The organism is Pseudomonas sp. KCJK9016 (assembly GCF_046231795.1).
Classification (GTDB): domain Bacteria; phylum Pseudomonadota; class Gammaproteobacteria; order Pseudomonadales; family Pseudomonadaceae; genus Aquipseudomonas; species Aquipseudomonas bananamidigenes.
Window position 1 is genome coordinate 57143 of sequence record NZ_JBJJMM010000001.1, and the last position, 21044, is coordinate 78186.

Here is a 21044-nt window from a genome sequence, read left to right on the forward strand (position 1 = left end):
ATGCCCCGTATTTATCGCGACAAATTGACCCGATAGACAAAAGGCTGACCTGCATCCGTGCCTTTTGCGTCGCGCTCTGAGAAAATGCCCGCACTTTTTTTCCGGATGCCGACATGACTGCCCTGAAGAACGACCGTTTCCTCCGCGCCCTGCTCAAGCAACCCGTAGACGTCACCCCGGTGTGGATGATGCGCCAGGCCGGCCGCTACCTGCCGGAATACCGCGCCAGCCGCGCCCAGGCCGGTGATTTCATGAGCCTGTGCATGAATCCGGAATTTGCCTGCGAAGTCACGCTGCAACCGCTGGACCGCTACCCGCAACTGGACGCGGCGATCCTGTTCTCCGACATCCTCACCATCCCCGATGCCATGGGCCAGGGCCTGTACTTCGAGACCGGTGAAGGTCCGCGCTTCAAGAAAGTCGTCAGCACCCTGGCCGACATCGAGGCCCTGCCGATCCCGGATCCGCAAAAAGACCTCGGCTACGTGATGGACGCGGTCAGTACCATCCGCCGCGAACTGAACGGTCGTGTGCCGCTGATCGGTTTCTCCGGCAGCCCGTGGACACTGGCTACCTACATGGTCGAAGGCGGCTCGTCGAAAGACTTCCGCAAGACCAAGGCGATGCTCTACGACAACCCGCAAGCCATGCACTTGCTGCTGGACAAGCTGGCGCAGTCGGTGACTGCGTACCTGAACGGCCAGATCCAGGCCGGCGCGCAAGCGGTGCAGATCTTCGATACCTGGGGCGGCAACCTGTCGGCGGCGGCGTATCAGGAATTCTCCCTGGCCTACATGAAGAAAATCGTCAGCGGCCTGATCCGCGAGCACGACGGTCGCAAGGTGCCGGTGATCCTGTTCACCAAGAACGGCGGTCTGTGGCTGGAAAGCATCGCCGACGCTGGCGCCGATGCACTGGGTCTGGACTGGACCTGCGACATCGGCAACGCCCGCGCCCGCGTCGGTGACAAGGTTGCCTTGCAAGGCAACATGGACCCTACCGTGCTCTACGCCAAGCCCGAAGCGATCCGTACTGAAGTGGGCCGCATCCTCGCCAGCTACGGCAAGGGCAGCGGCCATGTGTTCAACCTCGGCCATGGCATCACGCCGGAAGTCGACCCGGAACACGCTGGCGCGTTCCTGCGAGCGGTGCACGAGTTGTCGGCGCAATATCACGAGTGATCTTTGCCCTGCTCCAATGTTGGAAAACAAAAACGCCCGGCTTATGCCGGGCGTTTTTTATTGGGCGTGAATCAGGCTTTGACACCACTCAGCGGCGGCAACTTCGCGAGTTTCAGTGCCACCAACAGGGCGACCAGCAACAGCGTACCGATGAACAGCCCGATCCCGTTCCACCCGGCCAGGTGCCAGAACACCCCGCCCGCCGTCCCGGCGATGCTCGACCCGGCGTAATAGCTGAACAGGTAAAGCGACGAGGCCTGGCCCTTGGCCTTGAGCGCCCGGCGACCGATCCAGCTGCTGGCCACCGAGTGGGCGCCGAAGAAGCCGAAGGTGAAGATCAGCATGCCGACGATCACCAATGGCAGCGGTGTGAACATCGTCAGGGCGAGGCCGGCGAACATCAGGGCGATGATCGCCCACAGCACTTTGCGGCGGCCCAGTTTGTCGGCCAGTGAACCGATTTTCGCCGAGCTGTAGATGCCCGACAGATAGACCACCGAAAGCAGCCCCACAAACACCTGGTCCAGGTGATACGGCTCGGCCAGCAGGCGGTAGCCGATGTAGTTGAACAACGTGACGAACGCGCCCATCAGCACGAACGCCTCAAGGAACAGCAGCGGCAGGCCGGCATCGCGAAAGTGCATGGTAAAGCCGTCGAGCAGGCTGCGCGGATGCAGCGAGCGGGAGCGGAAGTTGCGCGACTCCGGCAGGATCTTCCAGAACACCGCCGCCGCGATCAACGCCAGACCGCCGATCACCATCATCGCCGTGTGCCAGCTGACGAAATCGATCAGTACACCGGTAATCAATCGCCCGCTCATCCCGCCAATCGCGTTGCCGCCGATGTACAGGCCCATCGCCAGACCGATGTGCTGCGGATGGATTTCCTCGCTCAGGTACGTCATCGCGACCGCCGCCAGCCCGCTCAGCGACAACCCGATCAGCGCACGCATGATCAGCACGCCGTGCCAGCTCGGCATCATCGAACTGGCGATGGTGCACAGGGCTGCGGCAAACAGCGCGGCGACCATCACCGGTTTGCGCCCGACCCGATCGGAAATCGGTCCGGTGATCAGCAGACCGAAGGCCAGCATGCCGGTGGCCACCGACAGGATCAGGCTGCTTTGCGCTGCGTTTATCGAATACTCCTGAGACAGCAGCGGCATCATCGGCTGCACGCAGTACAGCAGGGCGAACGTCGCGAAGCCACCGCTGAACAGCGCCAGCACCGTGCGCATGAACGCGGGCGTGCCTTTCTCGATGTAGATCTCTTGCAGTTCGGTCATCACATCATCCGCCGCAGCGGGCGGGACTTCATGGGCCAGTGGAGCGACGGCGGTTTTCACATCAGACCTCGGGGGGACGCGGGCAGGCAAGCAATGAAAAAATCATATAGCTGGCTAATGTTTCTATCCAATATATTGTTCGACCTGTTTGATAGCTTTTACGACTTAATGGGGTGTTCATGGAATTGCGTCACTTGCGCTACTTCATCGCCGTCGCCGAAGAACTGCACTTTGGCCGCGCCGCACAGGTGCTGGGCATCTCCCAGCCACCGCTGAGCCAGCAGATTCAGGCACTGGAACAGGAAGTCGGCGCCCGGCTTTTCGAACGTACCAATCGTCGGGTCGAGCTCAGTGAGGCTGGGCGGCTGTTTCTGGAAGAGGCGCGGCTGGCCCTCGCGCAAGTCGATAAGGCGGCGGATGTGGCTCGCCGCGCTCAACTCGGTGAACTGGGGGAGCTGAAGATCGGCTTTACCTCCTCGGCGCCGTTCAGCTCGACCATTCCCCAGGCGATATTCTCCTTCCGCCAACGCTTCCCCGCCGTGCACCTGAACCTGCGGGAGATGAGCAGCACCATGGTGGCTGATGCACTGGTGGACGAGTCGATCGAGGTCGGCATCATGCGCCCGCTCGGCCTGCCGGATTCGCTGAGTGTGGTCGAGCTGATGCGCGAGCCTCTGGTGGCGGTGCTCGGTTCCAAACACCCGCTGGCCCAAGGCAGCGAAGAAGGCTTGTATCTCTCGGCGCTGGCGCTGGAGCCGTTCGTGTTCTTCCCGCGCAGTTACGGCAGCGGTCTGTATTCGCAACTGATCAGTCTGGCCCGCGATGCCGGGTTCAGCCCGCACTTCGCCCAGGAGGCGGGGGAGGCAATGACCATCATCGGTCTGGTAGCGGCGGGACTGGGGGTGTCGGTACTGCCGGCGTCCTATCAGCGGATGCGCATCGACGGTGTGGTTTATCGACCGTTACTGGATCCTGAAGCAGTAACGGCGGTGTGGCTGGTACAGCGCAAGGATCAGAAATCGCCGATGGCCAAGGCCTTTGTCGAGTTGCTGACGCGCAAGGTCGAAGCCGGTTGATCAGGGCAGCCGCACCAGATCGCCCTTCAACGCCACCCGCGTCACAAACACCCCGGCCCGGCATTCGTACGTGTTCAGATCCTTGCGCACATGCTGGTCGTAGTAGCTGACAATATTGGTCACCGCATTGGCCCCGACGCGCTTGGCCTGTGCCTGCAGCGCAATCAGATTCGACTGCAACACCCACTCGCAGGAGTCGTGATCGCTCTTGTTGAAGCCGTTGGTCTTCAGATCGCTGACCACGCCGCGCTGCAATATCCGCTGAGTCCCCTGCGGGCCATTGCCGATCAGGTAGAACTTCACACTGCCATCCAGCCGTCCGGCGCGAATTGCATCCGACAGTACGGTTTCGAACGGCATGTACATCAGGTTTGTGGCGTGGCTGGTGCTGGGGAGCAGGCTGATAAGGGCGGCGGCGATCAGGGCTTTCGCTTGCATAGTCATCTCCTTGACGGTGAAAGAGAACTGCGAGTGCTCGACCGACCGGGCTCGCCGTTCCGGCAGGCGCTGTGCGATGGCCTGTTTGAGCGAGTGTAGATGGTCCATGCAGAGGTGCAGCGGAAGGCCGGCGTTCCCGAAAGGGGCTTGTGAGACTCTGAGGATCCTGGGCAACCAGCCATCGCAGAGCCAGGCAGGTGACAGGCGATGACAAGCCAACCTGTTTGTGAAAGGGCGCCGAAAGGCGCCCTTTGTCGTTTCCGGCGGTTACTGAACCGTCGCCAGATCACCCTTCAACGCAACACCGGCCATGATCGCGCCCGCATGGCATTCGTAGTTTTTCGCATCCTTGCGCTCGTTGCTCTTGTAGAAGCTGACGATGTTGGTCACGGCGTTGGCGCCGGCGTTTTTCGCCGCCTGGTGCAGGCTGATGATGGCCGATTGCACGACCCACTCGCAGGCTGCCTGGTCGGACTTGTTGAAGGCGTTGGTTTTCTTGTTGGTCACCGCACCCGGGCTGACGACAGTGACTTTGCCGGCAGGAGCGTTGCCCGCCAGATAGAACTTCACGCTGCCGTCGATCTTGCCGGTACGGGTCGCTTCGGCGACGGCCTTGTCGAAGGGCAGGTACACCGCCGTGTCACGGGCCTGGCTGACGGTCGGCAAGGCACAGATGAGCAGAGTGACGGCGAGTTGCTTGAAACGCATGGAGGTCTCCTTGACCTGGGTTAATTCGGTTGTGTCCAGCGGCGGAAGATCAGCGAGGTGTTGACCCCGCCGAACGCGAAGTTGTTGTTCATCACATACTCGTGATGCATCTGGCGAAACTCGCCGCGCAGGTAGTCGAGCTGGCCGCAGTGCGGATCGACTTCGTCGAGGTTGAGCGTGTGCACGTACAGGTCGCGGTTGAGCATTTCGATGCTGAACCAGGATTCCAGCGCACCGCAGGCGCCCAAAGTGTGGCCGAGGAAGCTCTTCTGCGAGCTGATCGGCATGTGTTCGCCGAACAGGCTGCTGGTGGCCAGGGTTTCGGCGATGTCACCCTGCTCGGTGGCCGTGCCGTGGCCGTTCACGTAACCGATGGCGTCTGGCGGGAGCCCCGCGTCTTCCAGCGCCAGCTCCATGGCCCGGCGCATCGTGATCTGTTCCGGACGGGTGGTGTGCTGGCCGTCGGCATTGCTGCCGAAGCCGACGATTTCGGCGTGGATGCGCGCGCCACGGGCGAGGGCATGTTCGAGCTCTTCGAGCACCAGCATGCCACCGCCTTCACCGATCACCAGGCCGTCACGGCCCTTGTCATAAGGACGTGGCGAGGTGTGCGGCGCATCGTTCTTCAGGCTGGTGGCGTACAGCGCGTCGAACACCATGGCCTCGGTCGGGCACAGCTCTTCGGCACCGCCGGCAAGCATCAGCGGCAGGCGACCGAATTTGATCGCCTCGTAGGCGTAACCGATGCCCTGGCTGCCGCTGGTGCAGGCGCTGGAGGTCGGGATCAGGCGGCCGGTGAGGCCGAAGAAGATGCTGATGTTCGCCGCCGTGGTGTGCGGCATCATCCGCACGTAGGAGTTGGCGTTCAGGCCTTCGGCCACCGAGTTGAGCAGCATGTTGCCGAATGCCTTGATCTCGTCGGTGCTGCCGGTGGACGAGCCGCAGGCAACGCCCATGCGCCCGTCCTTGATCGACTCGTCGTCGAGCAGGCCGGCATCGGCCAGTGCTTTTTCTGCTGCGCCGACGGCCAGCCGTGATACCCGGCCCATACTACGCAGTTGCTTGCGGGTCCAGTGCGCCGGCACCAGAAAATCATCGATCGGCCCGGCCAGTCGGGTGTTGAGCTCGCTGAAACGATCCCACTCGTCCATCCGGCGGATGCCGCTGCGGTTGGCCGCGAAGTTGCCGGCGATAGTGTCCCAGTCGCTGCCCAGCGAGGTGATGCCGGCCATGCCGGTGACGACAACACGCTTCATCAGCACAAGCCTCCGTTGACCGCCAGGACCTGGCGGGTGATGTACGACGCTTCAGCCGACATCAGGAAATTCACCGCACCGGCCACTTCTTCCGGGGTGCCCATGCGTTGTGCCGGGATCATCTTCATCAGTTCTTCCACCGGCACGTTCTCATCGAGCATGGCCGTGTCGATCAGGCCCGGCGCGACACAGTTCACCGTGATTTTGCGCTTGGCCAGTTCGATCGCCAATGCCTTCGCAGCGCCAATCACACCGGCCTTGGAAGCGCTGTAGTTGACCTGGCCACGGTTGCCGATCAGCCCCGAAACCGAGGTGATGCAAACAATGCGACCGGCGGCGCGGCGACGGATCATCGGCATCATCACCGGATGCAGGACGTTGTAGAAACCGTCGAGGTTGGTGCGCAATACCACGTCCCAATCGTCGTCGCTCAGGGCCGGAAACGCACCGTCGCGGGTCAGCCCGGCGTTCAGCACCACGCCGTAATAGGCGCCGTGAGTTTCGACGTCGGCTTCGAGGATGGCTTTGCAGGTTTCGCGGTCGGCCACGTCGAATTGCAGGATGCGCGCATGGCGGCCCAGGGCTTCGATTTCGGCTTTCACCGCTTGCGCTTCGGCCACGCCGCTGCGGCAATGCAGGACGATATCGTGGCCGGCCTGGGCCAGGCGCAATGCGATGGCGCGGCCGATGCCACGGCTGGAGCCGGTGACCAGTACGAATTCAGTCATCCTTCGACTCCTTCAATTGTTCAAGATATTGCGCTGCGTGCGGTGGGCGGAACACGTTCAGCCGGGCACTGGCTTCAATGCCGGGCGCCGTGATGTGGCATTCGAACACGCCCATGCCGTTGTCGTCTTCCAGCGAGCGGATGCCGTGAACGGTCAGCTCGCTGCCGACCGGAAACGCCTCGACATTGCATTCGAATTTGCGAGTGCCGAGCAGAAAACCCAACTCCACTGCGTTGCCTTTCTGCCTTGCATGGCAGCCGGCGAACGCAGCGACACTCTGGGCCATCAGCTCGACGCCGACCCACGCCGGCAGGCTGCCGTCGGGCAGGCTGAACAGGCCACCGGGTCTGACCGTCAGGGTGGTGTGGATCTGCTCGTCGTCGAAGCTGAGGATCCGGTCGATCAGAATCATGTCGCCAGCGTGGGGCAGCAATTCGGCGAGCGGCCAGTCAGTCATGGGGCGTCTCCGATAATCAGGCTGACGTTATTGCCACCGAAGGCAAACGAATTGCTCATCAGATAGCGGGGTGCAATGGACGCCAGGCGTTCGCTCGCGGTCACCCATTTCAGCGCGGGTATGTCCGGATCGGCCTGGCCGTCCCAGACATGTGGCGGCAAGGCGTGATCGGGGTTGTCGGCGCTCAGGCTCAGCCAGCAGAACGCGGCTTCCAGTGCACCGGCCGCGCCGAGGGTGTGGCCGGTCATCGGCTTGGTCGAGGAGCACGCCACGCCCTGCGGGAACAGGGTGGAAACGGCCAGACTCTCCATGGCGTCGTTGTGCTGGGTGGCGGTGCCGTGCAGGTTCAGGTAACTGATTTGTGAAGCTTGCAGTCGGGCGCGATCCAGCGCCTGTTGCATGGCCTGCAACGCGCCCCGACCGGACGGTTCCGGTGCGGAAATATGGTGTGCATCGGAGCTGGCACCGGCGCCCAGCAGGGCAATGGCCGGGCCGTCGTCGCGCTGTTTGCTCATCACGAACAGCACCGCTGCCTCGCCGATGTTGATGCCGTTGCGGTTGGCGGAAAACGGATTGCAGCGCTCGCCGGAGACCGCTTCCAGCGACGAAAAACCATTGAGCGTCAGTTTGCACAGGCTGTCGACGCCGCCGCACAGCACCGCGTCGCACAACCCCAGATCGAGCAGACGTCTGGCGCTCATCAAGGCCCGGGCGCTGGACGTGCACGCCGTGGAAATCACGTAGGCCGGGCCGCTCAGTTGCAGCCAGTCGGCGAGGAAGGTCGCCGGGGCGCCGAGTTCCTGTTGCAGGTAGTCGTAATCGGCCGGGAACTGTTGGTTGCGAATGTAATGCGCCAGACCCTGGCTGGCCTCGTCGATACCCGAAGTGCTGGTACCGAGCACCACGCCGATGCGGTCCGCGCCATAAGTCCGAATCGCAGCGTCGATGTCGTCGCGAATCTGCAACGCGGCTTCCAGCAGCAACTGATTGTTGCGGCTCTTGTGCGCCGCCATTTGCGGCGGGATGGGCGCCAGATCACCGCGCACGGCGGCTACCGGCAACTCGCGTTCCGGCACCCAGCCAGACTCGCGGCGCATGCCCGAGCAATCGCCGGCGAACAGGTGGCGTGCGACTTCTTGCTTGTTACGGCCCAGGGCGCAGATCACGCCGAGGGCGTTGAGGTAGGCGGTCATGGCGTCGATTCACCTAGGGGAGACACGCGATAGTGTGGGCCTTGGGGCAGATTCAATTCGAAGCTCGACGGTTGTGAATATCGGATGTCCCAGTGTGCCGGCAAGGTGCGTTGCCCGCCGCGCTGCTGCGCGGTGGGGTAATTGCGTGACAGCTCGCCGGCGGGCGTCAGGGCGAACAGCAGCGCGGCGAACAACTCCCGGGCTTCCGGATTGGGCGGCAACAGGCCGTCGGCCTGCCAGCGTCCGTCGATCAGTTGCTGACGGGCCTGGGGGATGCCCAATGGATCCATCATCGACCAGCGGATACCCGGTCCTTCACGCTGGATCACCAGCAGCCAGTCCTGACGCTGTCCGGCTTGCTGGCGCTCGATGTGCAGTTGCAGCGGCAAGGGCAGCGTCGGGTTATCCACAGGCAGCGGCGCCTGGCTGGCGCAGGCACCGAGCAGGCTGATGCAAGCCAGCAGAATAAGTCGTATCAATGCGGACAATGTGGGAGCGAGCCTGCTCGCGATGGCGTCTGCACATTCAGCACCGATGCAAGCTGATCTACCGCTTTCGCGAGCAGGCTCGCTCCCACAAGTAAAGTGCGACATCAGCAAGTTCCTTCCAGCGGTTTGCGCGCCACGACATTGACCAGGGTTTCTTCGCGCTCGCCAAACGGCTTCGGCTGGCGCAGGCCGAAACGCTCAAGCAGGCCGAAATCCTTCGCCCGGCTCCACCACAGGTACGGGTAGGAAACATTCCGTTCGCCGAACTCGAAGCCCTGCCGGCGGATCATTTCCAGATACTGCGCGGCACTTTTCTGCACATGCATCGGATGGCGGAACAACCAACGGATGACCCACGTATCAATGTAGGCCTCGGTGGACTCGGCGAACAGCAGATACCCCCCCGGCTTGAGCACCCGGTAGAACTCGGCCAGGGCTTTTTCCTGCTCCACCAGATGATGGAAGGTCTGGTGACAGAACAGCAGATCGACGCTCGCGTCCGGCACGTTCAGGGTCGCGCAATCGCTGCCGATCAGCTCGACGGCGAAACCCTGGCGCGCCGCCTCTGCGGCGCTCAGTTCCAGGCTGTGCGGGTCGGCATCGACGCCGATCAAACGCTGTGGGGCGAAAGTCTGGCGCAGGTGGCCGAAGGATTTTCCCTGGCCGCAGCCTGCATCCAGCAGCACCGGGTGGGCCGGCAGCGATTCGCTGAACAACCCGCGCAGATCATTGATCGCCACGCGCAACACATGATGTTGCCAGGTGTGGCTGCGCAGGAACCAGAAGCCGAAACGGGTTTCCTCGACGTAGCTGTCGCTCAAGTAATTCATGGGGCGTCCTTTGCACAGAGTTCGGAAATCGTCTTCAGCCGGCGGCGTGCTTCGCTGACGAACGGGTTGCGTTCATCCCAGGCATAACCGGCAAGGATGGAGCAGATCATGCGACGGATGTCCGGGGAGGCCTGCTCATGAAAAATCACGTCCTGAAAGGTGCCGGCGTACCAACCCTCGACGTAGGCGCGGAAGGTGTCGACGCCGCGTTTCAAGGGTTCGGCGAACTCGCTTTGCCAGTCCACGGTTTCGCCCTGCAACTGCCGGTGCAATACGCCAGCGGCCATGCTCGCCGAGCGCATGGCGATGGTCACGCCGGAAGAGAACACCGGATCGAGAAACTCCGCCGCATTGCCCAGCAGGGCAAAACCGCGACCGTGAAGGGTTTTGACGTTGGCCGCATAGCCGCCGAGAGTCCGCGCCGGAGTGTCCCACACGGCGTTGTTCAGCACCTTTGCCAGGCTCGGGGTTTCAGCGATGAAACCGCGCAGGCAGGCATCGAGGTCGGCATCGCGGCCTTCGAAATGTTCGGCAGCCGCCACTACACCCACCGAGCAGCGACCGTTGCTGAACGGAATCGTCCAGAACCAGACATCGCGATGCTGCGGATGGGTGGTGACGAGGATTTTCTCGCGGTCGAAGGCCGGGTGATCGATGTGATCTTCGATGTGGGTGAACACGGCCTGGCGCAGCGGGAAATTCGAGGGCGCTTCGAGATCCAGCAAGCGCGACAGTACGCGACCGTAGCCGCTGGCATCAAGAACGAAGCCGGCCTCGACACGGTACTCGCTGCCGTCCTCGCGGCGTACTTCGAGTAGCGGGCACGGGCGCTCGACATCGACGCTGACGATGGCATCGCCATAACGGATTTCCACACCCTGCAGCGTGGCTTGATCGGCCAGCAGTTTGTCGAAGTCGGCGCGTTGTACCTGGAAGGTGGTCGGTTTGCCGCCGCTGAACGTATCGCCGAAATCGAACGCGCTGTAGCGCTCGCCCCAGGCGAATGCTGCGCCGGTCTTGCGCTGGAATCCGGCGGCGTTCACCGCATCGAGCATGCCGGCTTCTTCGACGAAATCCAGGCAATGGCTGAGCAGGCTTTCGCCGATGGAAAACCGCGGGAAATGCTGACGCTCGATGACCAGCACATCGTGACCCTTGCGCTTGAGCAACGCGGCAGCGATGGCGCCGGAAGGGCCGGCGCCGATGATCACGACCTGACGGGATTCCATTTCAACGATTGGCACGCGAACTCCTGGGTGCGGCAATTGGGTTTTGCGATACGCGGTGCAGACCGATGAGGGCCGGCAACAGCGTCGCGATCAGCCCCATCAGCATCAGCGCAAAGTACAGCGCCGGGCTGATGAGCTGTTGTTGCAACAGCAGGTTGAGAAAAACGATTTCGCTCAAGCCGCGGATGTTCAGCAGCACGCTTTCGCGCCAGCGACTGGCGCCTTCGAACGAAGCACCGGCCCAGCCCAGGCCCAGCCAGTTGCCGAGCAGTTTGCTGGCGATCGGCAACAGCAGCAGCGCCGCCCATTGCACAGCACCGAGGCTGGCGAGGGCGCTGTGCACATCGATCTGCACGATGCCGAAGGTGAGGATCAGCGGAATCGCGATCCACGTCTGCAAACGGTTCATCCAGCGTGCCGGCAACGGCAGCACCAGCGGTACCTTCAGCGCGGCCATGCACAGCAGATAGCCGATGCCGAAAATCAGCGCATTGAGTTTGTAGTGTTCGGCCAGCACCAGCATCGCAAAAAAACCGAGGCTGTAAGTCAGTGGTCGGCGGATGCCGAACACCCTTAGCAGCAACGGCACACAGGCCAGCCCCAGCGGCAGCAACAGACTGCTCAGGTGCAGACTGCCCTGGGCGAGGCCGAACAGGGTCCAGCAGGTCAGGTCGATCAGGATCGCGGTCTGCACCAGACGCCGGGTTGCGGCGGGCGGATAGTCGATATACCGCAGGTACAGATACAGCACCGGGATCGCGGTGATGGCGAACACCAGACCGATGGCCAGCGAATTGATCCACGGTTGCGTCGGCAGCAGCCAGTACGCCGTCGCGAGACCGCAGACGAAGGGCACGGCGAAGCTCGGCAGGGCGATTTTCACACTCTGACGATCCAGACGCAGGTCGATCACGTCGCTGAGAATGTGTCCGAGCAACAGGGCGAAACCCAGGCTATAGAGGTTTTTCAGCCAAGCCGGCGCAATCAGATCGGCACCACTGAGCTGCCAGTCCGGCTCGATCCAGATATACATCAACAGCGGCAGCGCGAAGCTGGCCAGCAGCAACTGGCTGACAATCGGAATCAACCCGAAATGCCGGCCGATACGGGTCGCGATGGCGAACAACACCAGTGCCATCAGCCAGAACACCGCGATCATCATGCCGGACGCTCCGCAGCTCTCACAGCGTGAGCATGACGCCCGGCCCACGGCGCCAGCAGGAAGCTGAAGGCCAGCCCGAGGCTCACCGACAACCCGAAATTGCTCACTGCCGGCGTACTCGACACCGCCAGCAGGCCGAATGACAGCCATGTTGTGAGTGCCGCGAGCAAGGTGCCGAGCAGGCTCACCGCCGCGCCGCCGATCTGCTCACGCATGAGGATCGCGTAATCGACGCTGATCGCCGTGACCAGCAACAGGCCGAACAGGCTGAACAGGGTCAGCGGCTGACCGAGCCAGCCGAGGCTGGCCAGGCTGCACAGCGCCGCAAGCAGCGGCAGGGAAACGATGCGCAGCGCGCCGCCGAGACCGAACGGCAGAATCAACACCAGCACGATCAGCACGCAAGAGGCGAGTTTCAGTTCGGCGGCGCTGATCTGGGTTTCGGCAAACACCCGGTTAAGGTCACCGAGGCGATCCACCAGTTCCACGCCGGGCAGGTCCAGCGCCTGTACCCGCAGCAGCGCCGGATTGTTCAGGCCTTGCAGGCTGACCATCGCCGCCACGCCGCCTTCGACCGGACCGAGCCACAAAGTGCGGTAAGGCTCACCGAGCGGACCGCTGAGCGCGGTGTCGATGTCTTCGGCGGGCAGGGATTGCAACTGCGTCAGTTCGGCTTGCAGGGCTGCCGGCGGAACACCGACTTCAAGCAGCGGCTGCCAGAACTGCGGCAATTTGTTCAGCGCTTCGCGAACCTGCTGTTGCTGGCTCGGCGGGCTCACCAACTGGTTGAGCGCCAGAAAGCCCTGCAACTTGTCGAGGTTGACCAGTTGCTCCAGTCGCTCACTCAACGCAGCCTGACGCTCCAGCAGTTGCTCCTGGTTTTCCGCGCGCACCAGGAAGAACTGACTGGTCGGCTGATAACCGGTAATGCGGGCGATGGACTGCGCCTCATCGGTCAGATGCTGTGGCGCGCCGACCCACTGGCGGATGTCGTTCTTGCTTTGCAGTTGCACCAGACCGCCGGCGCAGAAGGCGATCAGCAGGGCGAACAGAATCGGCGTGCGCACATGTTCCAGCAAGGTCTCCCTAAGGCTGACCATGCGTTCGGCCAGTCGCAACGGCCATTGCGCCGGCTGGATTTCAACATTGCTCAACAGCGCCGGCAGCAGACACACCGCCGACAGGTAGGCGCCGAGCAGACCGGCGGCGGAGAACACGGCGATCTGGGTCAGGGCCGGAAACGGCGTCCACGCCAGCGCCAGATAGCCGATGGCGCTGGTGATCAGGCTCAGGGTCAGGCCCGAGACGGTCAGCCGCAGCGCCGGCCAGCTGCGCCAGGGCTTGAGGCTCCAGCTCTTGGACAGATAGTGCAGCGGGTAATCCACTGCCACGCCGATCAGGCTCGAACCGAGCACCAGCGTCATCACATGCAGGTGTCCGAACAGCGCCACGCAAGCCACCGCGCCGAACAGCATGCCCACCAGCACCGGAACGAACGCCAGCAACACCCGCCAGCGGCGGAAGGCGAGCAACAGCAGCAACAGAATGCCGAGTGTCGCGCCGCCGCCAACCCAGGAGATCTCCCGCGTGGCCTGTTGCTGGCCGTTGGCCGCATAGAGCAATCCGCTGGCGGCCAGCAGTTGCACATCGGCTTTCGCCGCTTGCTCGCGGCTGTGTTGCAGCAGCGCGGCGACCTGCAGCGGCAGGTTCATGTCGAAAGCGTTGCCGGTGGTGCGCGCCCGCAGCAGCACCCAACGCTTGCCGTCGGCATCGGCGATCAGCGCGCCGCTGCCGATGTCCAGTTGCACCGAACCGTGCTGCGGCTGGCTGTTCTGGATGCGTCCGGTCAGGCCCAGCCAGTCGTCCTGACTCGGCACCAGGCTGAAACCGGTGAACGGATCGAACAGTGCCTGCACCCGTTGCTGGATAAAGGCGTCCGGGTGTTCGATCAACAGTTGTCGATCATCGGCCGAGAGCATTGCCAGTCGCCCTTGCAGCAATTGCGTGCGCAGGGCAGGCAGGTCGGCTTGCAGATTCCACTGGACCTTTTCGAACAGCCCGCTGGCCTGCCACTGTTCGCCCAGAGTCCGGGCCATGGCAATGGCCTGCTGGCGATCGGCGTGACCGACCAGTACCAGCATTTCCCGGTTGAGCGGTTCCTGCATGCGTTGTTCGGCGCGCTGCTCGATGGCGTCCGGATGGGTGCCGGGCACCAGCTCCATCAGGTTCGCCGACAGCGGTGCGCCATCGCGCCACTGCCAGGCGCCCAGTGCGCCGACAGCCAGCAACAGGATCAGGAACAGCCAGGGCAGCCTGCGTTCACTCGGCAAAGTCATGTTGCTCCGCGTCGCTCAACGGTTGGCCGGCGGTGCTGTCCTGCATGCGCAGCACGGTGCTGTCGCCCTGGGTTTCCAGCAGTTCGATGGTGTTCACCAGCGTGCCGCCGGTGATGTTGATCTGGTTGAACACCTGCTTGAGCAGCACCGAGCGTGGGGTAAGCGTCAGATGCCATTGTTGTGCGTCGCCGCTCAGGGCCAGTTCGAAATCCCGTTGCAGACCGCTGCTGTCGCCTTGCAGCACAGCGAGGAACAAACGGTTCTGCTCGGCGCCGGCGCTCTTGCCCGGCAACAGTTGCCAACCGCTGACGTCACGACGGGCAATGCCTTTGCCATTGATGCGGTAATCCTGTTGCAGCGGAGTTTTCAGCAGCCAGAGCAGGCCGTGGTTTTTCGCCAGCACGAAGCTGCCCTTGCTGATCAGCGGTCGGGGCAGGGCGCGCAGGTGTTTTTCCTGGATGAATTGGCCGTGGATCACATCCGGTTTCGCCAGTTGATCGCTCAGCTGTTGCAGATCGAAGGCGTTGGCCAGCGACGACAGCGTCAGCAGCGCCAGGGCACCAAGAGATTTCATGAACGCATTCATCGCAGCATCCTTTCCACGGCATCGGTGAAGACTTTCGGCGACGCCAGTTGCATCTCGCGGCTGCTCACTTCGACGGCGACCTGCACCGAACTGGCGCGGGTCAGGCGCTCGCCGGTCTCGGCGTCAGTGATCAGGTAGTGAATCTTCAGACGGTTTTCCCACTCCACCAGGCTGGCGCGCACGTTCAGCCGCTGACCGAACACCGCGCCGCGCACGTAGCGCAGTTGCAGGTCGATCACCGGCCAGGCATAGCCCGAGTCGCCCATCTGGTTGTAGTTGTGGCCAATCTTGTCGAGCAGCGCGCAGCGCGCCACTTCCAGGTATTTCACGTAGTGGCCGTGCCAGACGACGTGCATGGTGTCGACGTCAAAGAACGGTACGAGGATTTCCGTATCGGCGTGAAGCACTCCGGCGCTACGCATGCAGCCTCCAGTGTTGTTCGGCGATGCGTTGCAGGCACAGGCGCAATTCGCCTTCCAGGGCGCGGTCTTCGATCACCGGCGGGAAGTCTTTGGCCAGTTCTTCATGCATGGCGGCCAGGGACGGAGGCAGTGGTCGTGCGTCTTCATCACGGCCACGCAGCCACACGCCCTGATTGGCCGCGAGCAGGGTGGCGGCAGCCACCTGTTCAGTCAGCTCGAGCACGCGAATGGCGTCGCGGGCGGCGATGGTGCCCATGCTCACCTTGTCCTGGTTGTGGCATTCGGTGGAGCGCGAGAACACGCTGGCGGGCATGGTGTTTTTCAACGCTTCGGCGGTCCAGGCACTGGCGCCGATCTGCACGGCCTTGAAGCCGTGGTTGAGCATCGCGCGGTCGGCGCTGGCGCCGGACAGGTTGCTCGGCAATCCATGGTTGTAACGCTCGTCCACCAGCAGCGCGAGTTGTCGGTCGAGCAGGTCGGCGACGTTGGCCACGAGGTTTTTCAGGCTGTCCATGGCGAACGCGATATGCCCGCCGTAGAAGTGCCCGCCGTGCAGCACGCGCTCGGCTTCGGCGTCGATGATCGGGTTGTCGTTGGCGCTGTTGAGTTCGGTCTCGATGAACGAGCGCAGCCAGTTCAGGCTGTCGGCCAATACGCCGAGCACGTGCGGTGCGCAACGCAGGGAATAGCGATCCTGCAGGCGATGCAGCGGCGCGGTCGGTGCGTCGATCGCCAGATCCTTGCGCAGCCACGCGGCGACCTGCATCTGCCCCGGGTGCGGCTTGGCGGCGAACAGGCGCTCGTCGAAGTGCTCCGGATTGCCTTGCAGCGCCACCACGTTCAGCGCGGTGATGCGGGTGGACAGTTGCAGCAGGTAATCGGCGCGGGCGTAGGCGAGGCAGGCAAGACCGGTCATCACGGCTGTGCCGTTCATCAGTGCCAGCGCTTCTTTCGGGCGCAGCACCAGCGGGGTCCAGCCCAGTTCGCAGTGGACGTCGGCAGCCTGACGACGTTCGCCACGGAACATCACTTCACGCTCGCCGGACAGGGTCGCGGCAACGTAGGACAGCGGCGTCAGGTCGCCGCTGGCGCCCACCGAACCCTCTTCGGGGATCAGCGGCAGTATGTCGTGTTCAAGGAAGGCATGCAGGCGCTCCAGCAGCTCGATGCGTACCCCGGACACGCCATGGCACAACGACTGCAAACGCGCCGCCAGCACTGCGCGGGTGGCCTGGGCGTCGAGCAGCTTGCCCAGGCCGCAACCATGGAACGTGTAGAGATGCTGCGGCAATGCTTCGACGTGATGCAGCGGCACCGCCACCACGCAGGAGTCGCCGTAACCGGTGGTCACACCATAGATCACGCCTTCCTTGTCCAGCAGCGAATCGAGGAACCGCGCACCCTTGGCGATGCGTTCGCGGTAGTCGGCGTCGCTCTGCAACTGCACGGGCGCCTGACGGTTGGCCAGGGCCAGCACGTCTTCGATGCGCAAGGGGCGTTCGCCGAAGGTTACCGGCTCAAGGGGTGGCGTCTTCATCGGTCTTCCAGAAAGGGTAAAAGTTGAACCATTGCTTCGGTGCTTCGAGGCAATAGTGACTCAGGCGTTCGGCGTAGCGGGTCGCCCACTGATGAATGACCTGTTCGCGGTCGCGGCGGGTCCAGGTCACGGCATCGGCGAACGGTTCGAGGGTCAGGCGATAGTGCCCGTCGGGTTGCTTGAGGCACATCAGCAGATTGATCGGGCATTTCAGCAGACCGGCCAGCAGCCACGGACCTTGCGGAAACCGCGCCGGATGGCCGAGAAAGTCCACGGTCACGGTGCGCCCGCCATGCAGCGGCACGCGGTCGCCGGCAATCGCCAGCCACTCGCCGCGCTCCAGACGCTCGTTGAGCTGCAGCATGATTCCCGGGTCCAGCTCGCTGACCTGGATCAGCCGCAGATTGGTCGCCCCGGCTTCGCCCAGCAGACGGTTGAACTGTTCGGCGTGCTTCGTATGCACCAGCACGTTCATGGTGACCTTTTCGCCGATCTCCGCCAGCGCGCGGCACACTTCGAGGTTGCCCAGATGCGCGCCGACCAGCATTTGCCCGCGACTGCCCCGCAGCTGATTGCGCAACAGCGCCGGGTCGATGATTTCGATCTGCTCGATGCTCAGTTTGCGGTTCCACACGTCGAGCTTGTCGAGCAATGAATCGGCGAACGCCATGAACTGCCCGAACACGCGCCACAGGCTCGGGCGCAACTCGCGGCGATTGCTCCAGTCGGCCAGACGCTGCTGGTACTGCCAGGCACTGCGCCGCGCCGTGCGGCCGAACAGGAAGAAGTACAGGACGATGCCGTACAGCAACGGGCTCAGCAGACGCCGGCCAAGGACTTTGGCGGCGAACGCGGTGAATTTCATCAGCAGGAAACTGCCGCGTTCTTCGCGGTCGGCCCAGTGCTTCTTGTCGGTTTCGACGGTCATGCGCGCCACCGTCGCCAGAGAATGACGGGCGAGCGCAGCAACATGCCGAAAAACAGGCGTGTGTGCATGCTCGAAATCAGCACGTTGTCGTGAAGCAGGCGAAAGTGCGACACGCCGTCCAGCGGGTAATGCACGCGGGTCTGCAGCCAGCGCATCGGCTGGTTGCGCCAGGACAGGCGCACGAGGATGTCCGAGTCGAAATCCATGCGCCTGCCGATCCGCGCCGAGTCGATCACTGCCAGTGTCGGCTCCAGCGGATACACCCGGAAACCGCACATCGAATCGCGGATCTGCAGCGACAGGGTGTTGATCCACACCATCACGTGAGTCAGGTAACGGGCGTACAGGCGCCCCTTGGGCACGCTGGCGTCGTACAGCGGATAACCGCAAATCAGGGCCTGTGGATGGGCGCGGGATTCCTCGATGAAGCGGCTGACATCCCGCAAGTCGTGCTGGCCATCGGCATCGACCTGCAAGGCATGGCTGAAGCCCAGTCGTGCAGCTTCACGCAGGCCGGTCATCACTGCGCCGCCCTTGCCTTGATTAGCGGTCAGGCGCACCAGATACACCCGCTCGCGTTCGGCCAGAACGTCCAGCACGGCTGCACAGGCCTTGCTGCTGGCGTCGTCCACCAGAATGCATGGCAAGCCCTGGGCGAGCAGGGCTTCGATCACGGTGGTGATGGCGGTTTCGTGGTTGTAGACCGGGATGACCGCGCAAGGATTATGCATTGCCGGCCCCCAACAGAATCCGCCCGCTGGAGCAGGTGGCGGTGTCGTTGCGGTAGGTGAAATACAGCTTGCCGCGTTCAGGGTCGAAGCGCAGGTGCAGCTGGATTTCATCGCCGGGGCGCACCAGTTGCTGGAATTTCAGGACTTCCATCCCGGCGAAGGCGCCGGACAGGTTCAATAGTTGACGACCAAGGTTCAGCGCCCACTCGACCTGCACCACGCCGGGCAACACCGGGGCCTTGGGAAAGTGACCGCTGAAGTAAGCGAGGTCTGGCGGCACGCTCAGTTGCAGGCTCCACTCGCCATCGGTTTCGGTCTGTTCCAGAACCTCCGGTGCCTTTGGTCGAGGCGCGAGCAGCAAGGCTTCGACCTCGGCCTGGGGCAGCTTGCCCTGAGGGTTAAGCGGCAGTTGGCGCAGCAGGCGCCAGCGCCGGGGCAGGGCAAGAGCTTCGCAATGCTCACCGAGATGACGGCGCAGGGTTTCGGTGAGGCTGCGCCGGCCGTGTTCACGCAAGGCAAACAGACCTGAATCGCTGAGCACCAGCAAGACGCCCAGGGAGGCACGGTTTTCCTGCACCACACCGAGTCGCGCTTCGGTGACCCATTCGTGAGCGACCAAGGCTTGTTCCAGCATCGGCAGGGAGATGCGTTTTTCTTCCAGTTTGACGATCCGGTCCAACCGCCCCAGCAGTTCGAAGCGACCATCGGCTTCGATGCGTGCGGCATCGGCGGTGTGTTCGACATGCCCGGCGGGCAGGTACGGCGAGGCGATCAACAGGGCGCCGTCGCCGTCCTGGCTCAGCTCGACGCCGGCAAACGGCTGCCACAGCTGTTGGCCCTGACGCCAGGCGATACCGCCGGTCTCCGAGCTGCCGAGGATTTCCGTCGGCCACTGCTGCAAGCGCTGGTGCAGGCTCTGCGCGGCATCTGCCGGCAGCGCGCCGCCGGAGGAAAACACCCGGCGCACGGCGCTCAGGGCCGGCCAGTCGAGGTTGTCGCCCATGCGCTTGAGCAGCGCCGGGCTGGCCACCCAGGCGAAGGCCGGGTGTTCGCGGCTGGCGCTCTGCATGTCTTCGGGAAAGGCCAGTTGCTTGCGCAGGAACGGGCGCCCGGCACACAGCGGCCAAAGCACACGGAACAGCAGACCGTAAATGTGCTGGGTGGCGACGCTGCCGATGATGCAGGCGTCGCCAAGATCCGCACCCCACAGTTGCTCGAGGGCTTCGACTTCGTTGGCCAGTTGCCGCAGGGATTTTTCGATGCGTTTGGGTTCGCCGCTGGAGCCGGACGTGCACAGGCTCAGGCGGCACTGGTCGAGATCCAGTTCGGCGCCCGCCAGTGCGGTTTGCTGCAAATCGCTCAGGTGTGCGTCATCCGCATGATCGGTCAGCCACAGGTCGACTTCGCTCGACCAGCGCTGGCGGGTCTGCGCCTGCAGGTCCGAGGGCAACAACACGCTGACGCCGGCGCGCCAGGCACCCAGCAGCGCGATCGCCAGCTCTGTGGCATCTTCCAGGTGCACGGCCAGACGTTGTACGCCCCGGGCCTTCAGGCTGGCGGCCAGGCTCAGCGCCTGCTCGCGCAGGTGTGCGTGATCGAGTGCCGGCGCGAAAGTGATTGCGCGTTGCGGCATGTCCTTGAGCAACAGCTGCTCAAGTTTTATCCAGTTCATGGGCGACCTCTTACCCGTTGTCGTATCAGCCATTCAATGGCAAACATCAGGCCGATCAATCCGTAGGAGATCAGGCCGGTGTACAACATCCACCAGTGCAGCGGCGCCCAAAGGGTCAGCAGGGCGGCGCACAGACCGTTGCAGAAGAAAAACACGCTCCAGGCCGCAGTGACCCGGCGGGTATAGCGGATCGCCTCGGGCGGCAATTGCGGCTCGCGTATCCGTGCCAGGCGCTCGACCATCGGCGGGCCGTATTTCAGGCTCAAGCTGAACAGCACCAGCATGAAACCGCTGATCAGCACCGGATACCAGCGCAGCAACAGCGGGCTGTCGAACAGCGCCAGCAGCAGGCAGAACACGATGGCCACGCAGGCCATCCACAGGCTGCCGGGCTTGCGCTCGCCGGTCAGGGCACGAGCCAGCCACAGGCTGCCCAGCAGCAGGCCGAACTGCCACGGCGCAAAGTGCTCCATGCCGAAATACACCGCGAAGGGATACAACAGGCCTGCCAGCAGCAGACCGAGGCCGATCAGTCGGCTCATGCGGCCGGTTGAACCAGACGGTAGACCGCCTCGACCACGTCGCCGACAGTACGTACCGACTTGAACTCTTCGGCGGCGATTTTTTTGCCGGTCTGACGCTTGATGTGATCGATCAGGTCGACAGCGTCGATGCTGTCGATTTCCAGATCCTGATACAGATTCGATTCCAGGCTCACGCGAGCCGGATCCAGTTCGAACAGCTCGACCAGGGCATCGCGCAAGGTGTTGAAAATGTCGTCACGAGTTTGCATGGTCCGG

General features: G+C 63.3%; 22 protein-coding genes. 2 read left to right on the forward strand and 20 right to left on the reverse strand.

Annotated elements, in window-relative coordinates; all coding sequences use genetic code 11:
* The first annotated feature begins 113 nt into the window (after positions 1-113).
* Positions 114-1181, forward strand: a complete 1068-nt coding sequence (hemE, locus tag ACK6BI_RS00250) for a uroporphyrinogen decarboxylase (protein WP_409315537.1) — start codon at positions 114-116, stop codon at positions 1179-1181.
* Between the two features lie 71 nt (positions 1182-1252).
* Here hemE and ACK6BI_RS00255 read toward each other — a convergent pair whose 3' ends face one another.
* Positions 1253-2527 carry an MFS transporter gene (locus ACK6BI_RS00255; protein ID WP_409315538.1) on the reverse strand — a complete coding sequence of 425 codons (1275 nt, stop codon included), beginning with the start codon at positions 2525-2527 and terminating at the stop codon, positions 1253-1255.
* A gap of 119 nt (positions 2528-2646) precedes the next feature.
* Here ACK6BI_RS00255 and ACK6BI_RS00260 point away from each other — a divergent pair, with 119 nt between their 5' ends.
* Positions 2647-3543 carry a LysR family transcriptional regulator gene (locus ACK6BI_RS00260; protein WP_409315539.1) on the forward strand — a complete coding sequence of 299 codons (897 nt, stop codon included), beginning with the start codon at positions 2647-2649 and terminating at the stop codon, positions 3541-3543.
* Here ACK6BI_RS00260 and ACK6BI_RS00265 read toward each other — a convergent pair whose 3' ends face one another.
* The 19 genes from ACK6BI_RS00265 to ACK6BI_RS00355 form a co-directional block, all read right to left on the reverse strand.
* Positions 3544-3981 carry an excinuclease gene (locus ACK6BI_RS00265; protein WP_409315540.1) on the reverse strand — a complete coding sequence of 146 codons (438 nt, stop codon included), beginning with the start codon at positions 3979-3981 and terminating at the stop codon, positions 3544-3546. It abuts the gene before it with no gap.
* A gap of 267 nt (positions 3982-4248) precedes the next feature.
* Positions 4249-4689 (reverse strand): excinuclease, encoded by a 441-nt coding sequence (locus ACK6BI_RS00270; protein ID WP_409315541.1) that lies wholly within the window; start codon positions 4687-4689, stop codon positions 4249-4251.
* A 20-nt stretch (positions 4690-4709) separates the two neighbouring features.
* The gene (locus ACK6BI_RS00275) at positions 4710-5945 is read right to left on the reverse strand and encodes a beta-ketoacyl-ACP synthase (RefSeq protein ID WP_409315542.1); all 1236 of its coding nucleotides are present in this window, start codon (positions 5943-5945) and stop codon (positions 4710-4712) included.
* On the reverse strand, positions 5945-6673 hold the full coding sequence (gene fabG / locus ACK6BI_RS00280) for a 3-oxoacyl-ACP reductase FabG (RefSeq protein ID WP_409315543.1): 729 nt from the start codon (positions 6671-6673) through the stop codon (positions 5945-5947). The genes ACK6BI_RS00275 and fabG overlap by 1 nt, the downstream gene beginning before the upstream one ends.
* Positions 6666-7130 (reverse strand): hotdog family protein, encoded by a 465-nt coding sequence (locus tag ACK6BI_RS00285; protein ID WP_409315544.1) that lies wholly within the window; start codon positions 7128-7130, stop codon positions 6666-6668. The genes fabG and ACK6BI_RS00285 overlap by 8 nt, the downstream gene beginning before the upstream one ends.
* A complete protein-coding gene (locus tag ACK6BI_RS00290; RefSeq protein ID WP_409315545.1) occupies positions 7127-8323 on the reverse strand; it encodes a beta-ketoacyl-[acyl-carrier-protein] synthase family protein in 1197 nt (398 codons plus the stop codon). Before ACK6BI_RS00290 ends, ACK6BI_RS00285 begins: the two co-directional genes overlap by 4 nt.
* Complete coding sequence (locus ACK6BI_RS00295; RefSeq protein WP_409315745.1) at positions 8320-8802, reverse strand: hypothetical protein; 483 nt, start codon at positions 8800-8802, stop codon at positions 8320-8322. The genes ACK6BI_RS00290 and ACK6BI_RS00295 overlap by 4 nt, the downstream gene beginning before the upstream one ends.
* Before the next feature lie 113 nt (positions 8803-8915).
* Positions 8916-9641, reverse strand: a complete 726-nt coding sequence (locus tag ACK6BI_RS00300; RefSeq protein ID WP_409315546.1) for a class I SAM-dependent methyltransferase — start codon at positions 9639-9641, stop codon at positions 8916-8918.
* A complete protein-coding gene (locus tag ACK6BI_RS00305; RefSeq protein ID WP_409315547.1) occupies positions 9638-10885 on the reverse strand; it encodes an NAD(P)/FAD-dependent oxidoreductase in 1248 nt (415 codons plus the stop codon). The genes ACK6BI_RS00300 and ACK6BI_RS00305 overlap by 4 nt, the downstream gene beginning before the upstream one ends.
* Complete coding sequence (locus tag ACK6BI_RS00310) at positions 10872-12032, reverse strand: sodium:proton antiporter (protein WP_409315548.1); 1161 nt, start codon at positions 12030-12032, stop codon at positions 10872-10874. The genes ACK6BI_RS00305 and ACK6BI_RS00310 overlap by 14 nt, the downstream gene beginning before the upstream one ends.
* Positions 12029-14368, reverse strand: a complete 2340-nt coding sequence (locus tag ACK6BI_RS00315) for an MMPL family transporter (protein WP_409315549.1) — start codon at positions 14366-14368, stop codon at positions 12029-12031. Before ACK6BI_RS00315 ends, ACK6BI_RS00310 begins: the two co-directional genes overlap by 4 nt.
* Positions 14352-14954, reverse strand: coding sequence for an outer membrane lipoprotein carrier protein LolA (locus ACK6BI_RS00320; RefSeq protein WP_409315550.1), 603 nt, complete (start codon positions 14952-14954; stop codon positions 14352-14354). Before ACK6BI_RS00320 ends, ACK6BI_RS00315 begins: the two co-directional genes overlap by 17 nt.
* Positions 14951-15376, reverse strand: a complete 426-nt coding sequence (locus tag ACK6BI_RS00325) for an acyl-CoA thioesterase (RefSeq protein WP_409315551.1) — start codon at positions 15374-15376, stop codon at positions 14951-14953. Before ACK6BI_RS00325 ends, ACK6BI_RS00320 begins: the two co-directional genes overlap by 4 nt.
* Positions 15369-16913 (reverse strand): histidine ammonia-lyase, encoded by a 1545-nt coding sequence (gene hutH / locus ACK6BI_RS00330; protein ID WP_409315552.1) that lies wholly within the window; start codon positions 16911-16913, stop codon positions 15369-15371. Before hutH ends, ACK6BI_RS00325 begins: the two co-directional genes overlap by 8 nt.
* Positions 16894-17841, reverse strand: a complete 948-nt coding sequence (locus ACK6BI_RS00335; RefSeq protein WP_409315553.1) for a glycosyl transferase — start codon at positions 17839-17841, stop codon at positions 16894-16896. Before ACK6BI_RS00335 ends, hutH begins: the two co-directional genes overlap by 20 nt.
* Positions 17838-18572 (reverse strand): glycosyltransferase family 2 protein, encoded by a 735-nt coding sequence (locus ACK6BI_RS00340; protein ID WP_409315554.1) that lies wholly within the window; start codon positions 18570-18572, stop codon positions 17838-17840. Before ACK6BI_RS00340 ends, ACK6BI_RS00335 begins: the two co-directional genes overlap by 4 nt.
* A complete protein-coding gene (locus ACK6BI_RS00345) occupies positions 18565-20244 on the reverse strand; it encodes an AMP-binding protein (protein ID WP_409315555.1) in 1680 nt (559 codons plus the stop codon). The genes ACK6BI_RS00340 and ACK6BI_RS00345 overlap by 8 nt, the downstream gene beginning before the upstream one ends.
* Positions 20241-20786 carry a hypothetical protein gene (locus ACK6BI_RS00350; RefSeq protein ID WP_409315556.1) on the reverse strand — a complete coding sequence of 182 codons (546 nt, stop codon included), beginning with the start codon at positions 20784-20786 and terminating at the stop codon, positions 20241-20243. The genes ACK6BI_RS00345 and ACK6BI_RS00350 overlap by 4 nt, the downstream gene beginning before the upstream one ends.
* Positions 20783-21037 carry an acyl carrier protein gene (locus ACK6BI_RS00355; RefSeq protein ID WP_007909503.1) on the reverse strand — a complete coding sequence of 85 codons (255 nt, stop codon included), beginning with the start codon at positions 21035-21037 and terminating at the stop codon, positions 20783-20785. The genes ACK6BI_RS00350 and ACK6BI_RS00355 overlap by 4 nt, the downstream gene beginning before the upstream one ends.
* Positions 21038-21044: the final 7 nt, after the last annotated feature.